This window comes from Actinokineospora sp. UV203 (assembly GCF_056323665.1).
This window is the reverse complement of sequence record NZ_CM150484.1, coordinates 3,667,651-3,685,191: the sequence shown is the minus strand read 5'-3', so window position 1 is coordinate 3,685,191 and position 17,541 is coordinate 3,667,651. Positions and strand designations below refer to the sequence as shown.

The 17,541-nt window shown below is 68.2% G+C and carries 22 protein-coding genes and 1 riboswitch; of the genes, 6 read left to right on the top strand and 16 right to left on the bottom strand.

Features of this window, described 5'->3' with window-relative positions; translation table 11 throughout:
• The first annotated feature begins 174 nt into the window (after positions 1-174).
• Complete coding sequence (locus tag ACUZ2Y_RS17390; protein WP_476320080.1) at positions 175-813, top strand: DUF3159 domain-containing protein; 639 nt, start codon at positions 175-177, stop codon at positions 811-813.
• On the opposite strand, the gene ACUZ2Y_RS17385 is transcribed toward ACUZ2Y_RS17390, so the two are convergent.
• Positions 810-1,748, bottom strand: coding sequence for an N-acetylglucosamine kinase (locus ACUZ2Y_RS17385; protein ID WP_476320077.1), 939 nt, complete (start codon positions 1,746-1,748; stop codon positions 810-812). The two genes, ACUZ2Y_RS17390 and ACUZ2Y_RS17385, sit on opposite strands and share 4 nt — an antisense overlap.
• A gap of 180 nt (positions 1,749-1,928) precedes the next feature.
• The gene (locus tag ACUZ2Y_RS17380; protein WP_476320074.1) at positions 1,929-2,951 is read right to left on the bottom strand and encodes an SIS domain-containing protein; all 1,023 of its coding nucleotides are present in this window, start codon (positions 2,949-2,951) and stop codon (positions 1,929-1,931) included.
• 137 nt (positions 2,952-3,088) lie between these two features.
• Here ACUZ2Y_RS17380 and ACUZ2Y_RS17375 point away from each other — a divergent pair, with 137 nt between their 5' ends.
• Entirely contained in the window at positions 3,089-3,841 is a 753-nt protein-coding gene (locus ACUZ2Y_RS17375; RefSeq protein ID WP_476320071.1) for a GntR family transcriptional regulator, read from the top strand.
• Entirely contained in the window at positions 3,838-5,313 is a 1,476-nt protein-coding gene (locus ACUZ2Y_RS17370) for an MFS transporter (RefSeq protein ID WP_476320068.1), read from the top strand. Before ACUZ2Y_RS17375 ends, ACUZ2Y_RS17370 begins: the two co-directional genes overlap by 4 nt.
• A gap of 4 nt (positions 5,314-5,317) precedes the next feature.
• Here the strand turns inward: ACUZ2Y_RS17370 and ACUZ2Y_RS17365 are convergent, their stop codons facing one another.
• From ACUZ2Y_RS17365 to ACUZ2Y_RS17330, 8 genes are all read right to left on the bottom strand, one after another.
• Positions 5,318-5,860: a hypothetical protein gene (locus ACUZ2Y_RS17365; protein ID WP_476320066.1), complete on the bottom strand. Its 543-nt coding sequence runs from the start codon at positions 5,858-5,860 to the stop codon at positions 5,318-5,320.
• A gap of 2 nt (positions 5,861-5,862) precedes the next feature.
• Entirely contained in the window at positions 5,863-6,309 is a 447-nt protein-coding gene (locus ACUZ2Y_RS17360; protein WP_476320064.1) for a SitI3 family protein, read from the bottom strand.
• Positions 6,310-6,325: 16 nt separating this feature from the next.
• Positions 6,326-7,021: a CdiA C-terminal domain-containing protein gene (locus ACUZ2Y_RS17355; RefSeq protein WP_476320062.1), complete on the bottom strand. Its 696-nt coding sequence runs from the start codon at positions 7,019-7,021 to the stop codon at positions 6,326-6,328.
• Positions 7,022-7,027: 6 nt separating this feature from the next.
• The gene (locus tag ACUZ2Y_RS17350) at positions 7,028-7,729 is read right to left on the bottom strand and encodes a WXG100 family type VII secretion target (protein WP_476320060.1); all 702 of its coding nucleotides are present in this window, start codon (positions 7,727-7,729) and stop codon (positions 7,028-7,030) included.
• Positions 7,726-8,043: a type VII secretion target gene (locus ACUZ2Y_RS17345; RefSeq protein ID WP_476320058.1), complete on the bottom strand. Its 318-nt coding sequence runs from the start codon at positions 8,041-8,043 to the stop codon at positions 7,726-7,728. The genes ACUZ2Y_RS17350 and ACUZ2Y_RS17345 overlap by 4 nt, the downstream gene beginning before the upstream one ends.
• Positions 8,044-8,046: 3 nt before the next feature.
• Positions 8,047-8,517, bottom strand: a complete 471-nt coding sequence (locus ACUZ2Y_RS17340) for a YbaB/EbfC family nucleoid-associated protein (protein WP_476320055.1) — start codon at positions 8,515-8,517, stop codon at positions 8,047-8,049.
• A gap of 196 nt (positions 8,518-8,713) precedes the next feature.
• Entirely contained in the window at positions 8,714-9,391 is a 678-nt protein-coding gene (locus tag ACUZ2Y_RS17335; RefSeq protein WP_476320053.1) for a hypothetical protein, read from the bottom strand.
• Positions 9,392-9,427: 36 nt separating this feature from the next.
• The gene (locus ACUZ2Y_RS17330) at positions 9,428-10,048 is read right to left on the bottom strand and encodes a metallopeptidase domain-containing protein (RefSeq protein WP_476320051.1); all 621 of its coding nucleotides are present in this window, start codon (positions 10,046-10,048) and stop codon (positions 9,428-9,430) included.
• A gap of 103 nt (positions 10,049-10,151) precedes the next feature.
• On the opposite strand from ACUZ2Y_RS17330, the gene ACUZ2Y_RS17325 reads away from it, so the two are divergent.
• The gene (locus tag ACUZ2Y_RS17325) at positions 10,152-10,973 is read left to right on the top strand and encodes an AfsR/SARP family transcriptional regulator (protein ID WP_476320049.1); all 822 of its coding nucleotides are present in this window, start codon (positions 10,152-10,154) and stop codon (positions 10,971-10,973) included.
• Here ACUZ2Y_RS17325 and ACUZ2Y_RS17320 read toward each other — a convergent pair.
• The 5 genes from ACUZ2Y_RS17320 to ACUZ2Y_RS17300 form a co-directional block, all read right to left on the bottom strand.
• A complete protein-coding gene (locus tag ACUZ2Y_RS17320; RefSeq protein ID WP_476320047.1) occupies positions 10,963-11,916 on the bottom strand; it encodes a threonine ammonia-lyase in 954 nt (317 codons plus the stop codon). The genes ACUZ2Y_RS17325 and ACUZ2Y_RS17320 overlap by 11 nt on opposite strands.
• A 165-nt stretch (positions 11,917-12,081) precedes the next feature.
• Positions 12,082-12,489 carry an Imm1 family immunity protein gene (locus tag ACUZ2Y_RS17315; protein ID WP_476320045.1) on the bottom strand — a complete coding sequence of 136 codons (408 nt, stop codon included), beginning with the start codon at positions 12,487-12,489 and terminating at the stop codon, positions 12,082-12,084.
• Positions 12,480-13,211 (bottom strand): DddA-like double-stranded DNA deaminase toxin, encoded by a 732-nt coding sequence (locus ACUZ2Y_RS17310; protein ID WP_476320043.1) that lies wholly within the window; start codon positions 13,209-13,211, stop codon positions 12,480-12,482. The genes ACUZ2Y_RS17315 and ACUZ2Y_RS17310 overlap by 10 nt, the downstream gene beginning before the upstream one ends.
• Positions 13,212-13,230: 19 nt before the next feature.
• Positions 13,231-13,410, bottom strand: coding sequence for a DUF397 domain-containing protein (locus tag ACUZ2Y_RS17305; RefSeq protein ID WP_476320041.1), 180 nt, complete (start codon positions 13,408-13,410; stop codon positions 13,231-13,233).
• Positions 13,376-14,275 (bottom strand): helix-turn-helix domain-containing protein, encoded by a 900-nt coding sequence (locus tag ACUZ2Y_RS17300; RefSeq protein WP_476320038.1) that lies wholly within the window; start codon positions 14,273-14,275, stop codon positions 13,376-13,378. The genes ACUZ2Y_RS17305 and ACUZ2Y_RS17300 overlap by 35 nt, the downstream gene beginning before the upstream one ends.
• A gap of 414 nt (positions 14,276-14,689) precedes the next feature.
• On the opposite strand from ACUZ2Y_RS17300, the gene ACUZ2Y_RS17295 reads away from it, so the two are divergent.
• Positions 14,690-15,772: a type IV toxin-antitoxin system AbiEi family antitoxin domain-containing protein gene (locus ACUZ2Y_RS17295; protein ID WP_476320036.1), complete on the top strand. Its 1,083-nt coding sequence runs from the start codon at positions 14,690-14,692 to the stop codon at positions 15,770-15,772.
• Positions 15,773-15,785: 13 nt separating this feature from the next.
• Entirely contained in the window at positions 15,786-16,703 is a 918-nt protein-coding gene (locus tag ACUZ2Y_RS17290) for a nucleotidyl transferase AbiEii/AbiGii toxin family protein (RefSeq protein WP_476320034.1), read from the top strand.
• Between the two features lie 54 nt (positions 16,704-16,757).
• On the opposite strand, the gene thiE is transcribed toward ACUZ2Y_RS17290, so the two are convergent.
• The gene (gene thiE / locus ACUZ2Y_RS17285) at positions 16,758-17,405 is read right to left on the bottom strand and encodes a thiamine phosphate synthase (RefSeq protein ID WP_476320032.1); all 648 of its coding nucleotides are present in this window, start codon (positions 17,403-17,405) and stop codon (positions 16,758-16,760) included.
• Positions 17,406-17,433: 28 nt separating this feature from the next.
• Positions 17,434-17,540, top strand: a riboswitch (TPP riboswitch).
• Position 17,541: the final 1 nt, after the last annotated feature.

Below are 17,541 nucleotides of genomic sequence, written 5' to 3'. Positions count from 1 at the left end.
GAGCCGATCTATCTCCCACCCCGATCAAACGCCCAGAATGCCGTGGCATTCCCGACCTACGCCACCGTCGGTTACCGAAGCGTAGAATCAGTTACCGCTGGTGACCACTCATTTCCTGTTCGATATCCCGAGTTAGGACTACCTAACAGATTCGGCGTACGGCAGGCTGTACGCGTGGCCGCCTCTTCCGACACCCTCGCCGACCTGCTCGGCGGGCGTCGGGGCGCGGTCGACGCCACCGTACCGCCTTTGGCCTTCCTGCTTGGCTGGTTGCTGACGGATCACCACATCGGCTGGGGTGCGGGCGTGGCGGTCGCCGCTGCCTGCGCTTTGTGTGCCTACCGGCTCATCACTGGGGCCAAGATCACAGCCGCGCTGGGCGGTCTCGCCGCGATCATCGCCGCCGCGCTCGTCGTCCTTTACACCGGCCGCGCCGAAGATTTCTTCCTGCTGCGGTTGCTCGTCAACATCGCCAGCGGGCTCGCCTGGGCGGTGTCCATCCTGATCCGCTGGCCACTGCTCGGCGTTGTCGTCGGCGCGATCCTCGGGCAGAAGGCGCGCTGGCGCCGCGACCCGGACCTGCTGCGCGCGTACGGCCGGGCGAGTTGGGTGTGGGTCTTCGGCCAGTACGGCATCCGCACCCTGGTCTTCGGCGCGCTCTGGCTCTCCGGCAACGCCCTCGCCCTTGGCATCGCGCAGGTGGCGCTGTCCTGGCCGCTCGTGGGAGTCGTCGTCGCCGCCAGCGCGGTCATCCTCCGCCGCTCGCTGCCCGACGATCACCCAGGCCTGCGTCACCCGCGCATCCCGGCCTAAACCACTGTGACGCCGCCACACGGATGTGGCACGCCCGCCCCGAACGCCGCACGCGCCGCCAGCCAACCCGCCCCCGCGACCCCGTCCTTCGCGGTCCGCACGTCATGGCCGTCCAGGATCGCGCGAAGCCGCGCCCCAATAGGCGTGTCCGGCCCCGCCACCGTCCCGACCAGCACGATCGGCCCGCCGGACCACGCCTCGACGGCCTGCGACGCCAACGCCCGAGCCGCCCGTTCAATGATGTCGTCGGCCACCGGATCACCCGCGTGCAGGCTGACCAGCGGCGCGAACCGGGCCAGCCGCACCGGGGCGTCCGCGTTCACCGCCCTGATCAACCGGGCGAAAGCGTTGTCCGGCCCGCCGATCGCGAGATCGAGAACGGCCGACGCCAGGGGTCCGAGCCGGTCGCCCCGCTGCACCGCCTGGATCGTCGTCCGCACGGCTTCGCGCCCGATCCAGAACGCCGAGCCCTCGTCGCCGAGCAGCCACCCCCAGCCGCCGACCGTCGAGGCGTGCCTGCGGTCGGTGATCCGCATCGCGATGGACCCGGTGCCCGCGATCAGGACGGTCCCGTCCGGGTCGGCCGTGCCCGCCGCGAACGCGACCTCCGCGTCGGACAGCACCAGCGCGGGCGCGCGCACGCCCGCCGCGGCCAGCGCCGACCGGAACTCCTCGGCGACCGCGGGATCGCTCAGTCCCGACGCGCCCGCCATGCCCAACACGCACGAGACGGCCGTGTGCGACCCGACCGCCGCCGCGACCGCCGCGCCGATGTTGGCCGCCGCCGCCGCCGGTGGGTGCGAATTCGGGTTTCCACCACCGGATTCGCCCCGGCCGACCACTTCGCCGGACGCGGTCACGGCCACCGCCCGAGTCGCCGTGCCACCGGCGTCGACACCTACCGCGACCTCGCCCACCGCATCCTCCTTCGTCATAATTACGCCATTCGGCGTAACGTGGTGATCGCCCGCTCCGTTCAACCCCCTCGACGGAGCGGGCTCCCCCGCCTCCCCGGAATTTTAGGGTTTTGGTCACCCGCCGCGTGCTGCGTGCGGTTTGGTGGGGACCGTGGTCGGGTTTCGTCACGGTCCCCCTTAGGTAACTGAGTGCCCGCTCTATCTGGTTTTGGTGATTTTGGAGAGGCCGCGGGGGTGGTCTGGGTCGCGGCCGCGGGCGAGGGAGAGTTCCAAGGCCAAGCGCTGCAGCGGCAGGATCTCGATTATTGGGGCGACCTCCTCGGCGGTGCGCGGGAGCGCGATCTCCGAGCCGAACGCGGACCCGACCGTGGTGATGTCCGCGCCGCTGCGCCGGACGAGGTCGATCACCTCGGCCATCGCGTCACCGCCCGCGCCGACACTGGTGATCGCCAGGACCGACGTCTCGCTGTCGAGCGCCGCGATCGGGCCGTGCAGCAGGTCGGCGCCGCTGTAGGCGCGGGCCGACAGGTAGCTGGTCTCGGCCAGCTTGAGCGCGGCCTCCGCCGCCGTCGCCGAGGAGAACCCGCGGCCGGTGCACACGACCCAGTCGGCGAACCGCATCCGGGCGACCGCCGCTTCGACCCCCTCGGCGGCGAGGGCGCGCGCGGCGAACTCATCGATGCCGTGGGCCGCCATGCCGTCCTGGCCGCGGATCGCGTCGACGAGCAAATAGAGCGTCAGCAGGGTCGCCGAGTACGTCTTGGTCGCCGCGACCGCGAGTTCAGGGCCCGCGCCGACGTCGACGGAGAACTCCGCGGCCTCGTTCAGCGGCGAGTCCGCCGTGTTGGTCACCGCGACGGTGAGTGCTCCCCGCGCGCGAGCGGCGAGCGTGGCCTCCACGAGATCCGGGGAGCCGCCGCTCTGGCTGACCGTCACGTAGAGCACGTCGGTGAGATCCGGCTCCGCGCGATACAACGTCGTGGTCGAGGGCGACACCAAGCCCGCGGGCAGCTTGAGCAGCACTTCTGTCAGATATTTCGCGTAGAGCGCGGCGTGGTCGCTGGACCCGCGCGCGGCGAACAACGCGAACCTGGGCCGCCGCGCGGCGATCAGTGAGCCCACTTTCGCGATGTCGCCGCGGCGGGACATGATGCCCGCGAAGACCGCGGGCTGCTGATCGATCTCCGCCCGCATCGACTCGCCCGGTCGGTGTTCCGTCATCCGCCATCCCTTCGCTAAGGTCTAGACCAATCGTAGAGAAGTGGACTCCCGAGGGCAATCCCGCGGGTGCGAGAGCGGGAACGACGTGCGACAGGGCATTCTGTAGGCGGGCTGAGTAGCGGGTAGTGGGAGGACACATGTTGGAGATGTCCGAGGCCGAGGGGCAGGACACTGTCGCGCGCGCCCAGCGGGAGCCGAAGTACTGGGGGCTCAAGCGGCACCTGCTTGACCTGCTCAACTCGCTGCCCGCAGGCTCGCCCATCCCGACCGAGCGGTCGCTGGCCACCGAGTTCGACGTCTCCCGCACGACGGTCCGCCAGGCGCTCGCCGAGCTGACCGTCGAAGGCCGCCTGCTGCGGGTCCAGGGCAAGGGCACGTTCGCCGCGGAGCCCAAGGTCGCGCAGCGGCTGCAGCTGTCCTCCTACACCGAGGACATGCGCGCCCAGGGCCGCGAGCCGTCGTCGAAGCTGCTGGAGGTCTCGGAGATCGCCGCGGAGGCCGACCTGGCCCGCCTGCTCAACATCCGCGCGGGCGCCAAGGTGCTGCGGCTGCACCGGCTGCGGCTGGCCGACGGCGAGCCGATGGCCATCGAGTCCACCCACCTGCCGCTGGGCCGGTTCCGGGGTCTGCGCCGCTACGTCGCCGACGGCGGCTCGCTCTACCAGGTGCTGCGCGAGCGGTTCGGCGTCGAGATGGGCCACGCGGAGGAGACCATCGAGACCGCGCTGTGCGGTCCGCAGGAAGCCGACCTGCTCGGGGCCGACGTCGGGATGCCCATGCTGCTGCTGTCTCGGCACTCGTTCGACACCGATGAGCAGCCCGTGGAGTGGGTGCGGTCGATCTATCGGGGCGACCGGTACAAGTTCGTGGCGACGCTTAATCGCCCGTGATCACCGACGTCCGCTGGGGCACCCCCGCCGCCCGCGGGGTGATCGCCACAACGATCCTCGGCTCCGGCATGGCGATGCTGGACGGCACGATCGTCAACGTCGCGCTGCCGCGCATCGGGGATGAACTCGACGCCTCGGTCGCCGGTCTGCAGTGGATTCTCGACGGCTACCTGCTCGCGCTGGCCTCGCTGATCCTGGTCGCGGGCGCGCTGGGGGACCGCTTCGGCAGGCGGCGGGTGTTCCTGATCGGCGTCGTCTGGTTCGGCGCCGCCTCCGTCCTCTGTGGGCTCGCGCAGAGCACGGAGATGCTGGTCGCCGCCCGGGTGCTCCAAGGTGTCGGTGGCGCGTTGCTGACGCCGGGGTCGCTGGCGATCCTGCAGTCGGTGTTCCACCGTGAGGACCGCGCCCGCGCGATCGGCGCATGGTCCGGTCTCGGCGGCATCGCGGCGGCGGCGGGTCCGCTCGTCGGCGGGCTGCTGGTGCAGGCCTGGTCGTGGCGGCTGGCGTTCCTGATCAACGTCCCGGTCGCGGTGTATTGCGTGTGGATGGCGCTCCGGTTCGTGCCGGAAACCCGCGACGAGGAGTCCGCGGGCCCGATCGACCTGTTCGGGTCGGCCCTCGGCGCGCTCGGTCTGGCTGGGCTCACCGCCGCGCTGGTAGAGGCGCCGGTCCGGGGTCTGGACTGGCTGGTGCTCAGCGCGGGGATCACCGGGTTCGTCGCCCTCGTGGCATTCGTCCAGCGCCAGCGTCGCGGCCACGACCCGCTGGTACCGCCCGCGCTCTTCGCCGACCGGACCTTCGTGATCGCCAATGGCCTCACGTTCGCGGTCTACGCCGCGCTCGGCGGTGTCTTCATGCTCATGGGGCTGCAGCTGCAGATCTCGCTTGGCTACTCGCCGGTGGCCGCGGGCGTCGCAGGCGTGCCGATCACCATCGTGATGCTGCTGCTGTCCGCCCGGTTCGGCGCGCTGGCGTCGAAGTACGGGCCGCGGTGGTTCCTCGTCAGCGGCCCGATGTTGGTCGCCGCCGCGACCCTGCTGCTGATGCGGGTCGAGCCGGGGGCGAGCTATCTCGGCGCCGTGCTGCCCGCGGTGACCCTCTTCGGGCTCGGTCTCGCGGTTGTCGTCGCCCCGGTGACCGCGACCGTGCTCGCCGCCGCGCCGGACCGATACGCCGGTGTCGCGTCGGGCGTGAACAACGCCATCGCGCGAACCGGCGGTTTGCTCGCAGTCGCGGTGTTGCCTGCTGCTGCCGGACTCACGGGCGCCGCCTACGCCGACCCGGTCGCGCTCACCGCGGGCTGGCGGACGGCCCTGCTGATCTGCGCCGGGCTCACCGTCGTCGGCGGCCTGCTCGCGCTCGGGGTCCGGGGGAACGTATTGGCCGTCGAGGAACACGCTCCCGAGGCGCCCCACCCCGGCGACTGCATGTGCTGCTCGGTGGACGCGCCTCCCACCCACATCAAGCCCTGATGTGTCAGAGCCGCTGTTCCTGTTCGGTCAGCACCAGGTTCATGTTGGCGGCTACCTTGTCGGCGCGGTGGCGGGCTTCCTCGCGGGTGGCGCACCGCAGGTCGAACTCGTCGGTGGTCATGATGACCAGCGACCGGCCGCGCCCGGCCAGGATCAGGGCGAACACGTCGAGGTAGTCACCGATGCCGAACCAGCCGGTCACGACCTCGATGAACAGCGGCAACTCGGGGACGTTCGCGCGGTTCTCCAGCGGAACCAAGCTGAGCCATTCCTCGTCGCCGCGGTTGTCCATGGCCAGGTCGGGCTCGGTGTCCCAGCGGATTTCCTCCCGCCGAACCAGCCCTCGGCAGGAGAGCCCCTCCTGGGCGTAGGACAGCGTGACGAACCCAGCGGGGGACTCCAGGACCAGGGTTCCGGGCAGCGGGATCGTGCCGTCCGCGGACACGGTCGCCAGTTGCCACAGCCCGGTCACGGTCACGCCGAGCAAAGCACGCACATAGGGCGTCAGTTCGCCGGAGGCGACGAGACCGGCTGGTTTCGCGAACAATCTCAGTTGAACGCCAACGACGCACGCTCATACGGTTGCGACAGAAGGGCTTGCTGCTGCGGTTTCCACAACTCGCCGTTGATGGTCACCCGTCCATCACGGCGGAGCAACCACACCTCGTCATGTTCGAAATGGAGCACGGCGTCACCCGATATCCTGGCCAGGACGCCGAGAACGAGGCGGAGCATGTCGGTTTCCTGAGACTCGAAGTCGCCGGACTTGCTCAGTCCGAAGTAGACGTCGATCGTCGGGGCGAACCCGAACTGCGCCTCCACTGGATCCGGCGGGTCGTACTCGGCGACCTCGACCTCGAACCACCCGCCACCGCGCAGTGACCCCTTGGCGCCCTGATGATCACCAATGGCGTCCGCGGCCGCGTCCAGCATCGCTGACACGACAGCGTTGGGGGCGACTGACGCCCCTATTTGGAGTTTGTAGGTGATGGACACGGGCTACCTCCTGTCGTTACTGAGGGAACGCATTGATGATGTTGCCGTCCTTGTCGATGATCTTGACCTCGTCAAGCCCTTTGACATGCGGGAGGAGGGCCTTCATCTCCTCCACCGTCATCGGGCTCCGCTCCAAGTTGATGACGATACTGCCTGACTGCTTTTTGGCTTTGTCCTTGAGTTCACTGCGGATGTTGTCACGGTTTCCGCTGCTCGGCGCGTAACAATCCCAGAGCTTCCCGTCGATGTTGTAGTCCGGGTCACTGGTACCGTTTCGTCCCTTTTCGCCGGTGTTCTGGCTGATCTTGTAGCCCGCCCTGGCGAGAATGGTCGCCGAGTCGTTCTCGATCCGGTGACCCTCGCGCTGTTTCGGGCTACCGACTTCTGTGTTGGTCGGCGTTCCGCCGGGCCGGGCGTTCGGGTTCGGCGCGTTGGACGGTTGGGTATGCCCCGGCTGGCTCGGTGTGGTCGATTCACCGGGCTTGCCTTGCTCACCGCCCGGTCGTCCCTGCTTGGCGATCTCGGCGGTGGTGTCCTGGGCTTTGCCCACATCACTGCTCGCGTCGACTTTGCCCGTGCGCTGCGCCGGTTTTCCGTCCCCGCTCCCTGGCTTGCCGCCGGGAGGTGGATTGGGGCCGTCACCCCCGCCGGGGTTGCGGCGGTGCAGGGCGAGTCGGACGACGAGCGCGAGGATCGCGAGGAGTCTGATCACGTCCGCCTACCCGTTGAGGAGTTTGGTGAGGTTGGTGAGGCTGGTGATCAGGCCCGTGGTGTAGACGAGGATGCGCCCGACCCACTTGACCACGGCCGCGACGATCTGGCAGGCGATCACCGGGATCGTGACGACGAAAATCGCCTCGACCGCCCAGACGATGACGCGCGCGACCAGGTCGGCGATCAGGTCGCGGACGATCTCCCGGGTCATCTCGACCAGGCCGCCCGCGCCTTCCGTGGCGGCCGCCATGGCCGCGGAGATGGCGGCGAGCCCACCGATGGCGTCGACATTGTTGACCATCATCGCGCGGTAGGCGTCCGACGCCTCGCCCTGCCAGTCGGGCATGTCGTCGGACAGGAAGGTGCCCAGTTCCGTGGACATGGCGTGGAGTTCGGTGGCCATGTTGGTCCAGGTCGCGGCGTGGGAGCTGACCAGGTCGGGTTTGCCGGTCAGCTCGTCGAGCATCTCGCGCAGCGGTTCGAAGTACTCCATGGCCCAGCCGAGGCCGTTGGCCAGCAGCGCGCTGATCGGGTCCAGCACGGTGGCGGCCACCTCGACCGCGAGCGTCGCCCCGGCGAGTGCGTCGTCAACCCAGCCTTCGCTCTTGATGGCGTCGACCAAGCCCTCGATGCTGTCGGCCAGGCCGGATCCGGTCCACACCTCGCGACTGGACTCGACCGGGGCGACCAGGGAAGGCTCGGTCACAGCAGGCCTCCGGAGGCCGAGGTGATCCTGCTGGTGTTGCTGTCCTCGATGGCCTCGTACTCCGTGGCGGTGTCACCAAGGGCCTTGACCACCAGAGCGAGGTTCTCCTCGACGTAGGCGAACAGCTCGTCCTGCCTGACGTGCTTGCCTTCCAGCACCCCGGAGATCCACCCGCACAGCAGTCCATACGCCTGGTCGTCTTGCGTTATGTGCGCGCTGGCGGACTTGACCGCGCCGAAGCGCGCCTGGATCGCCGCCACGTTCGCCGCGTGTTTACGGATCTGCTCGACGTCGACGTTGTATCCCTCGCCCACTGGTCACTCCCTCCCCAGAATGGACTGGTCACCGAAATCGTCGTCGTCGACAGCGGGCCGGGTGTTGCGCGCCGGCGGGGCCGCCGCCTGATCCGCGGCAGGCATGTCACGCAGCCTGGCAACGCTCTCGGCGATCGCCCGCGCCGCGGGCGACTCCGTTCCCACGGTCTCGGCGACGATCTCCTGGGACCGATCGGCCAACTGGGTCCGGGCCTGCCTCAGCGTGGCCATGATGGTCTGCGCCACCACCGACGGCGCCGCCCGCTGGATCCGGTCGGTCAGCCGCAGGTCCACCACCGCGCCGGTCGAGTCGACGGTGACCTCGGCCATCCCGCCGGGGTCACTGGCGGTGACCCGCACCGCCCCTAGTCGCTCGCCCATCGCCTGGGTGTCGGCGGCCAGCTTGTCGATGCGGCTCTTCCACGCGGCCAGGCGCTCCCGGGCGCCGTCCGGATCAAGAACATTGTCGTTCACGCCGTCCCCCGAATCGCCAGTGTCGGACGCTCTTGATCGTGACTATAGGCAGCGCGACACCCACACGAAGGCGAAACGAGCCATTCTCCAATGCCGGCCACGTTGATCAGCACGCGCGCGGTGGACACGCCGCCCACCCATATCAAGCCGCGACGGCCGCCGCCAGGGTTGCCCGGCGGCGGCCGTCTCAGCGTGCTCAGCCGACCGCGTTCCTGACCCGCTCACGCAGCTGGCTCATCGACTTGATCTCGGTCCACTGGCCTTCGAGTTCCTCGATGCCGCCGAGCAGCTTCCCGCCGTCCTCGAAGACGATGCCCAGGACGTCCGGGATCATCAGCTTCGCACCCGTGGGCAGGCCCTTGCCCGCGTCGCGGGACTTGGCCTTCCCGTCGTCCTCACGCAGGAAGAGCATCACCGGCGTGCCCGCGGGGATCGACTGGCGCCATTTGTCCAGCGAGTTGACCGGCGTGCCCGTGGCGTCGTTGTAGCGGCCGCCCTGCCACAGCTCGACGTAGACGAAGCCGTTCTTGACCTGGTCGGCGCCCTTGAGCTTGTCGGTGACCTTCACCCGCAGCACGACGTTCATCAGCGCGTACGGGTCGGCCTCGCTGTCGAAGGTCTCCCGGCCCTGCTCGATGCCGTCGACCGTGCCCGCGACGATCGCGTCGTGGCGGTTGGACTTCACCAGCGCCTCAGGAGTGGCCGCGGGCTCGACGTCGTTGTCCGCGCCGCGCAGGACGCTCACGTCAAGTCCGGCCTGCTGCACGGCGGCGGCTGGTCTCGCCTCGGTCGTGCTGTTGGTGGACGCGCCGCATGCCGCGGTTCCGAGCGCGGCGGCCAGCAGGATCACCGGCCCGATCAGCCTTTTCTTCACTTCGGCTCCCTTGGTGGTCGTTGTAGGCATCGGCGATCAGAACCAGGCGTTGATGTGGTCGCGGTGGTGTGCGGTCCACGTGCGGGTCCACGCGGCCGAGGACGTCCCGGTCCAGCCCGAGCGCTGGCAGCTGTCGACATACGGCGACGGGTAGTGGTCCAGGCCGAGGGTGTGGCCGAGCTCGTGGCAGGCGGTCTTGCGCCACTGGTTCGACTCGTAGGTCGAGCTTGCGTAGTAGTCGCGGACGAGCGCGCCGTTGATCTTCACGAAGTACCGGTCGCAGCGGGCTGGGGACGTGTTCGCCCAGAACACCACGCACTGCGCCGAGCCGATCCACGAGTCGCTGGTGGTGCCTTCCTCGCGCCAGACGACGTCGGTCTGGCCTGCGCCGTCGAGATCGCAAGTGGCGTGGTACTGCCGGTTCGCGTCGGTCGCGTCAGTCATGTAGACCATCGCGTTGTACATCTGGGTCTTCACCGCGTCCGACGGGTCGATCACCGAGTAGCAGTAGTTGTGGTAGCCCGTGTCCGGCCGGAAGTTGCTGTTGAACGGCCAGGTGTCGGCCGAAGCCGTGCCCGCCGTGGCGACCGCGATGAGCGGCGCGACGATCACCGCCGCCCCCGATAGCCGGGCGAGCTGCTTGAGTACCCGTCCCATTTGACCTCCATTTTCCGAATACCGATGCGGGAGCCGCGTCGGGTTTGACTCGTCGAACGGTTCCGGGGGGCGGTTGTGGAACGGTTGGAACAGGGGAGGCCGAATGGAGTACCGAGTCCTTGGCGCGCTGGAGGCGCTCGACGGGGCCCGTGTCGTGGAGCTGTCGCCGCGGTTGCGTGACCTGCTGGCGGTGCTGCTGGGCAGGGCGGGCGAACCGGTGTCGGTCGGCCGGATCGCGGAGGCGATGTGGGGTTCGGCGCCACCTAGATCGGCGGCGAAGACCATCCAGGTTTATATCCACCACCTGCGCCGCGCGCTGGGTGGGCGATTAGAGGTGGAACACCGAGGCGGCGGATACGTTCTCGCCGAACACAAGGAACTGGACGCGGAGCGGTTCGCGGACCTCTCGGCCCAGGGCTACACGGCCCTCGCCGAACACGACCACGACCGGGCCGTGCACCTCTTCCGCCGGGCGCTGTACCTGTGGCGCGGCCCAGCGTTCGACGGCCAGGAAAGCCTCCCGATCGTCCGCGAGGAGGCAGCGCGCCTGGACGCGCTGCGCCAGCGGGTGACCGAGGACCGGGTCGAGGCGGAGCTGGCCCTGGGGCACCACCGCGACCTGGTCGCCGAGCTCATGGTGGCGGTGGCGGCCAATCCGCTGCGGGAGCGGCTGCGCGCGCACCTGATGATCGCGCTGCACCGGTCGGGGCGGCGGGCGGAGGCGCTGGCGGTGTACCGGGAGGGCAGGCTGCTGCTCGCCCGTGAGCTCGGCCTCGACCCGGGAACCGACCTCCGCCGCGCCGAACACCTGATCCTGACCGACGCGGCCGAGGGCCTGACCATGCGGTGCCCGAACTGCAGCGCGTCAATCTCATTGCGCCACAACGCTTCTCGGACAGCGCGCCGGTCGAGGATCAGCGGCTGAGCAGGTCGGCGAGCAACTCGGTGTCGATGTTGCCGCCGGAGACCACGGCCACCGTGCGGCCCTTGGGCAACTCGCCCGCGCGGTAGAGATACCCGGCTGTGGCCACCGCGCCGCTGGGCTCGGCGACCAGGTTCGACTTGTGCGCCAGGAGGGCGACGGTTTCTCGGATCTCGTCTTCGGAGACGGTGACGATGCCGTCCACGAAAGCCTGCTGGTGGGCGAAAGTCAGCGGCGACGGCTGCGAGCGCAAGCCGTCGGCGATGGTCCGGTTGCGGTCGTCCACCGACCACGACACCAGCTCACCGGCGTTGAGACTCGCCGCCGTGTCGGCCGCCAGTTCTGGCTCCACGGCCCAGACCTGCGCCGTTGGTCGGAGTGCCTTGATCGCCGCCGCGACACCGGAGATCAGCCCGCCGCCACTCACCGGAACGAGAACGAGGTCGACGTCGGGCAGGTCCGCGATGATCTCCAGACCGATGGTGCCCTGGCCCGCGATGACGTCCGGGTGGTCGAACGGCGGGATCAACGTGGCACCGCGCTCGGCGACGATCTCGTCGGCGACCGCCTCCCGCTGCCCGACCTCGGAGAGGACGACGTCGGCCCCGTGGGCGCGGGTCGCGTCGACCTTGACCTGCGGGGTGTCCTTGGGCACCACGATCCACGCCTGAACCCCGAACATCTTCGCCGCGTACGCCACGGCCTGGGCGTGATTGCCGCTGGAGTAGGCGACGACGCCCTTGGCCCGCTGTTCGTCGGTGAGCTTCGCGATGGCGTTGTAGGCGCCGCGGATCTTGAAGGCGCCGATGGGCTGGAGGTTCTCCGGCTTGAGCCACAGCGGGCGGTCCGGGTCGGACCAGAGGCAGGTCAGCAGGGGTGTGCGGGTGGCAGCACCCGCGATCCGCTTCGCGGCGGCACGGATGTCGTCGATCGTCACGAGGTTCACGGCTCCAGTGTGCCTGGTCCGTGAATGTGAATTACTGGGTGAAGGGTGCAGCCAAACGGACCTATTACCGGCAGTGATCGCGCAATACCGTCACGTTATCGCCACTGGCGACGAACGTGAGGGCGCCCGTGGGCGAGCCGCCAACCCTGCTCGGCTCGCCCACACTCACGTTCGGATGATGGTGGGACGGCCACCCGTCGCCATGAACTCCCGAAGCCCGCGCCGGACGTCGGCGAGCGGAACCTCGGTATTGCCCGCGATCTCGCTGGCGCTGCCGACGTACACATAGGTCACGACGTCATCGCGACTCTGGTCGCCTCGGGTCCAGCCACCGTCGGCGGCCATGTAGAAGATGAACCCACGTTCTTGACCAAGACCGACGTGCATCGCGGGCGAAGTGGGATTACCGGCGACGCTTACTTCGATCATGGGGGGCGCGGAATGAGACCTGGTCTCCTCCAACACTCGATCCACGAAGGCGTCGAGGTCGTCCGGAGTCGCGACGACGATCGCGGGATCACCCTCGCCACGATCGTTGGCGGTATCCTGGTCGTACCAGATCTCTAGCGCCACCACGGTTTCTTGCCTCCGGTGAACGTCTGTCTGTAGCCGGGACCATGCACAGTCATGGAGTAGCCCTCGGGCAGGATAGCCGGCAACAACACCTCGCACCCGAATCGACCCGGGCAGGGCCGGTTGTTGATGACGACCTCCGTGTGTCGCTGCGAATCTCGCACCATTCGCGCGGCAAGTTTGATCTCGACGTGGGTCACTGCGACCGGCTCAGCGGGTAGCGGGATCTTGGCTTCCTGCAGTATTCGCCACGCCTCGGCAGAATCATCGTCGCGCCCGCTGACTGCTTCGCGAATGCGCCCCTCTTCATCCACCCACCGCCCGTGCGTTTTCTTGCCGGTCGGATTCGGCTTCGGCACTGCGGGTGGCAGGGCATCGCTGAGTTCGGCGACCTTCTCGGACGGTAGCGCGGGGCACGATGTCCCCACTGACGTGCTGGTCATCGAATGGGGTGCCGAGGTGACGCCTGCTCCGATGTCGGTCAGGTATTGCTCGACACGACTGTTCACGGACTCGGCGACTGCGAGTGCCTGTCGAAGTTGTTCTTCACCGTCCTGCCGTTGGGTGACCGCGCGGGGGAGCTCGGGTGCGTGGCTGCCGTGGGCTACTTGATCGAGCGCAGCGCGTGACTCTCCTAGCAAGCGGATGGCGTCATGTACGAGCGCGATGGGCAGGTCCGCGAGGGCCTTCCGAAGGGCGGCACCCAGGTCGGCGACGGACATGTCTGCCGCCTCCCGGGTGCTAGTCGCGAGCCAGATGCGTGACGAAAGTGGCCCAGGACTGGGCGGTCACGGTGACCGTGGGACCAGTGGTGTTCTTCGAATCGCGGATTCCAGCGTGATCGAGATCGAGCGAGACCTCGACGCAGGAACCTTCGGGAACATCGCTAAAGCTGCTCTTGCGCCATCTGGCTCGCGTCATCCCAGCTGCCTTCCGCCCGGTCGTACTCATCCGCCAGCTTGGCGAGGAGCACCCGGGATTCTCCCGCATCGAGCGCGAGGCCGGCTAGCTGCCGGTTGAGGGAGCGGTAGGCGCCGACATAGTCGAGGTCTTCCAGGAACAGGCCCCCGACAGGCCCGTCGAGGTAGGCGAGAGTGCGGTACTTCGGGAAGCCGAACAATTGAAACGGCCCACCAAGCGAGGCTCGGTCGCGAGCCGATGTGGGCACGATGCGGATCGAGATGTTCCATTGGTCCGCAAGGAAGAGCATCGCGAGCAATTGCTCGGTCATGATCCGGTAGGTGCCGACCTCCAACCGCAACGCCCGCTCTTGGATGAAGAAGATGAACTTGGCTGGGTTGTTGCGGAACAGGATGCGCTGCCGCTCCATCCGCGCTTGCACGCGCGCTGCGCGGTGCTCCTCCGAGATGTCGGCGCGGTCGAACAACGCGCGGGCGTAGGCCTCGGTCTGCAACAGACCAGGGATCAGCTCCGGCTCGTAGCTGACGGACTTGCTCGCGCTGCTCTCGTGGAAGATCAATGATCGCAGCGAATGGCCCATCCACTGCCCGTGCGGGCACAGCCAGTACCCGCGATCATCGTTTCTCGCCCGGCAGGCGTCGATCAGTTTCCGCACGTCCTTGTAGTGGGCGCCGCAGGCTGCCATGTAGTGCACGATTTCGGTCTCTGTGGTCGTCCCGCGATACCCGGTCTCCAACCGGTGCAAGCAGGCAGTGGAATACCCGAGCTTCGGGCTGAGTTCGCGCAGAGTCAGCCCCGCGGCCTCCCGGTAGCTCCGCAGAAGATCGCCCAGCTCACGCGCGCCCGCTCGGTTCCTCGCTCCCATTGGGCCCACGCTAGGGAAGCCGCACACCTCCGCGCGCTACTTCGCGGGGGAATCCACCCCATCGCGCTAGCCGTTTCACCCCGGGAAATCGGTGGTGTCGTCTGGCCACGCGGGTGGCCGCCGAACACCCGGACATCGACAGCGATCTCGCCGAGCGAATTGTCGATTAGGCGTTGGCGTTCCTGGCCGCGGCCGCCGTCAACCTGGGCGAGGGGTTGTCGCCCAGCAAGCTTGTCGATCTCGGCTGGCATCAGCTCATCCTGTCGACGAAGGACTACGCCTCCCTCTGTGATCGGTTATGCTCCTGGCGGCTGACCCGACTACCAATGACAGCATCGAAAATCACATGTCGAGAGCAACGTTAGTAACATCTATGGGTTACTAACGTTGCGCTTGGTATGTGATAATCGTTGTGTGGACCTGGTGAACGCGATGGAGGCGATGGCCGACCACACCACCGAACAGTGGGGTCTTATCACTGCGGCCCAGGCCAAGACGGTGGGCGTGGACGGTATGACGCTGCAGCGCGCCGTCGAGGCGGGTCTGCTCGAGAGGGTTCGCCGCGGCTGTTACCTCGCCACGGCAGCCACCATGCCTAAACACCTCCAGCCCAAGGCTGTGTGGCTCGCGCTGAACCCGACTGTCCCGGCCTGGGATCGTCCGGATCTCGACCCCGACGGCGGGGTGATCTCGCACAGCTCGGCTGCCCTGATCCACGACATCGGCGACCTTCGCGCGGACATCGTCAAGATCACGGTCCCGCGACGGCGGGTGACCCGCGAGCAGGACGTGAGTCCGCGTCGTGCGGAGCTGACCGAGGACGATGTTGAAATCGTCGACGGTCTACCCGTGACCACCGTGCCGCGCACCATCGTTGACCACCTGGCCGACCACGTCGACGGCGGTCACGTCGGCGCGATGATCTACCACGCCGCTCGCCGCGGCCTGGTCGACCTCGACCAGTTGGCTGATAGGGCAGGAACGTACGCGCGTCGATATGGCCTGGCCCGAGGTAACGGTCGGGGCCTAATCGAGTACCTGCTCGCTCAGGCTGGACGCAGCCTCGCCGATCTTGTCGCCCCCGACGGACTCGTACGCACTTCAGACCTACAGAACATCTTGGCAACGCTGCCCAGGACATCCCCGCCCATGTCGGTTATGTCGATCAATGCTGGACTCGCGCAGGTGCTGGAATCCCTTCAAGGGGCCGTTCCGGCTGCGGAGCTTCTCGGGAAGCTGTCCGGGCCGTTGTCGGGTATGGGTACGCTCGCGCGGCTGTTGGAGGCCCTACCGCAGCCGCAGTCGCAAGTCGAGGGCCTTCTCGGGTCTTTGTCGCAGCTTGAGGTGCTCCACCGGCAGGCCGATCTGCTTCGAGCGCTCGGGTTGCCGGACTCGGCGCGATCATCGAACATCATGGACGCGGCGCTAGCGGCCGCGAGCGCCGAGGCCGCGCGGTCCGCGGCGATGCCTGGCGAGGACGACGAGGACTCACCCTGATGGATTCACCCTGGTGGATTCACCCGCCGCGGCGCGGCGACGGCTCAATCACCTAGCCCAAAACCACGCCCGTACCACCGGGCAAAACAGTACGAGCTTGGTCGAGCGCTACGTCTATGACCGGCTGTTGGCCCGTCTGGCCACTCATGACGCTGATGGCTGGCTGGTCAAGGGAGGCCAAGCCCTCCTCCGTCGCTATCCGCAGGCCCGTCACACCCGAGATCTCGATCTGCTCCACCTGTCGTCGTCGAACGCCGATCTTGACGACGCCGTCGCGGTCCTTCGTGCGGGCGCCGCTCTCGACCTCGGCGACCATCTCCGCTACGTCTATCGCGACACCGCGACCGCGTCGAAAGGCGGGCAAGCTCGCCGTGTTCGATTCGTCCAGCACTACGGGCGTACCGCGCTGAACACGATCAGCGTCGACCTCGTCGTCGGCCATTCGCCGTTCGGTCAGCCCACCACCCGCTGCCTGCGGTCGTGCGTACCCGGCCTGGAAGATGGGCAATGGCCGGATGTCCATCTGTACCCGATCATCGACCACGTCGCGGACAAAATCTCCGCCATGTACGAGCGGCACGGCCCGCAGGCCATCCCGTCCTCGCGCTCACACGACCTGGTCGACCTGCTACTGATCATTCTGAGCGAGACCATCGACGGCGCCATGATGCACACTGCCCTGCACGCCGAGGTCAACCGCCGCCTGCGACGCGGCACCGTGCTGGTCCTGCCCGCTGAGTTCCATGTTCCCGGCGGCGAGACATGGCGGACAGGCTATGCCCGCGACGCCCACGGCGTCACCGGACTGGAGCACCACCAGACCCTCGACACGGCCGCCAACCTTGCCGACGCGTTCGTCACTCCTCTGCTGTCCTCAACCCCACCCGGATGCTGGACGCCGACTCATCTGCGGTGGCGTGACCTGCCATGACCCTGCGCCTGAATTGGTCGAAGGTCTTCACGAGAGCGCGGGCGACGGTGGAATCTAGGTGGTCAGACGCTTGACAAGCGCTTGCGCGGCGGCTTTCGGGTCCTCGGCCTCCGTGATCGCGCGGACGACGACAACGCGAGTCGCGCCGGCGGCTAGAACCTCCGGGAGTCGGTCGCCGTCGATGCCGCCGATGGCGAACCAAGGGCGCGCTGGACCCATCGCGGCAGTCGCGCGGACCAGGTCGAGGCCGGGGGCGGTGCGGCCGGGCTTGGTGGGGGTCGGCCAGCAGGGGCCGGTGCAGAAGTAGTCCACGCCAGGCTCCGACGCCGCCGCTGTGGCCTGTGCCACATCGTGGGTTGAGCGGCCGATCACGACGTCGTCCCCGACGATGCGGCGGGCCAGGGCGACCGGGATGTCGTCCTGACCCAGGTGCAGCACGTCCGCCTGGGCGGCCAACGCCACGTCCGCGCGGTCATTGACCGACAGCAGGGCCCCATGCGCGGCGCAGACCTCGGCGAGTTCCGCCAAGACGCGCAGCTCTGGGCCTGCTTCCAGTGACTTGTCTCGCAGTTGGACGATGTCGACGCCGCCTGCGAGGGCCGCGTCTACGAACGCCGCGAGGTCCGGGCGGTTGGGAGTGCACAGGTAGAGGCGGGCTTCCGCGAGCTTTCGCCTGATCTGGTCACCATCAAGTCCTGGCATGAAGCTGACGGTAGTGCGCTACGGTGGAGGCTGGTCGCACGGGAGTCCGGGTACGGGCTGAGAGGGAGCTGGATCGCTCCGACCGTCGAACCTGATCCGGGTCATGCCGGCGCAGGGAGCGTGATGGTGGTGAAAG

What these genes read in the sequence shown, in the direction of transcription:
- ACUZ2Y_RS17300 (WP_476320038.1), bottom strand. Translation starts at nt 14,275, where the DNA reads ATGGGAGCGAGGAACCGAGCGGGCGCGCGTGAGCTGGGCGATCTTCTG.
- ACUZ2Y_RS17380 (WP_476320074.1), bottom strand. Translation starts at nt 2,951, where the DNA reads ATGACGGAACACCGACCGGGCGAGTCGATGCGGGCGGAGATCGATCAG.
- ACUZ2Y_RS17305 (WP_476320041.1), bottom strand. Translation starts at nt 13,410, where the DNA reads ATGACGCGAGCCAGATGGCGCAAGAGCAGCTTTAGCGATGTTCCCGAA.
- ACUZ2Y_RS17375 (WP_476320071.1), top strand. Translation starts at nt 3,089, where the DNA reads ATGTTGGAGATGTCCGAGGCCGAGGGGCAGGACACTGTCGCGCGCGCC.
- ACUZ2Y_RS17310 (WP_476320043.1), bottom strand. Translation starts at nt 13,211, where the DNA reads ATGTCCGTCGCCGACCTGGGTGCCGCCCTTCGGAAGGCCCTCGCGGAC.
- thiE (WP_476320032.1), bottom strand. Translation starts at nt 17,405, where the DNA reads ATGCCAGGACTTGATGGTGACCAGATCAGGCGAAAGCTCGCGGAAGCC.
- ACUZ2Y_RS17325 (WP_476320049.1), top strand. Translation starts at nt 10,152, where the DNA reads ATGGAGTACCGAGTCCTTGGCGCGCTGGAGGCGCTCGACGGGGCCCGT.
- ACUZ2Y_RS17385 (WP_476320077.1), bottom strand. Translation starts at nt 1,748, where the DNA reads ATGACGAAGGAGGATGCGGTGGGCGAGGTCGCGGTAGGTGTCGACGCC.
- ACUZ2Y_RS17330 (WP_476320051.1), bottom strand. Translation starts at nt 10,048, where the DNA reads ATGGGACGGGTACTCAAGCAGCTCGCCCGGCTATCGGGGGCGGCGGTG.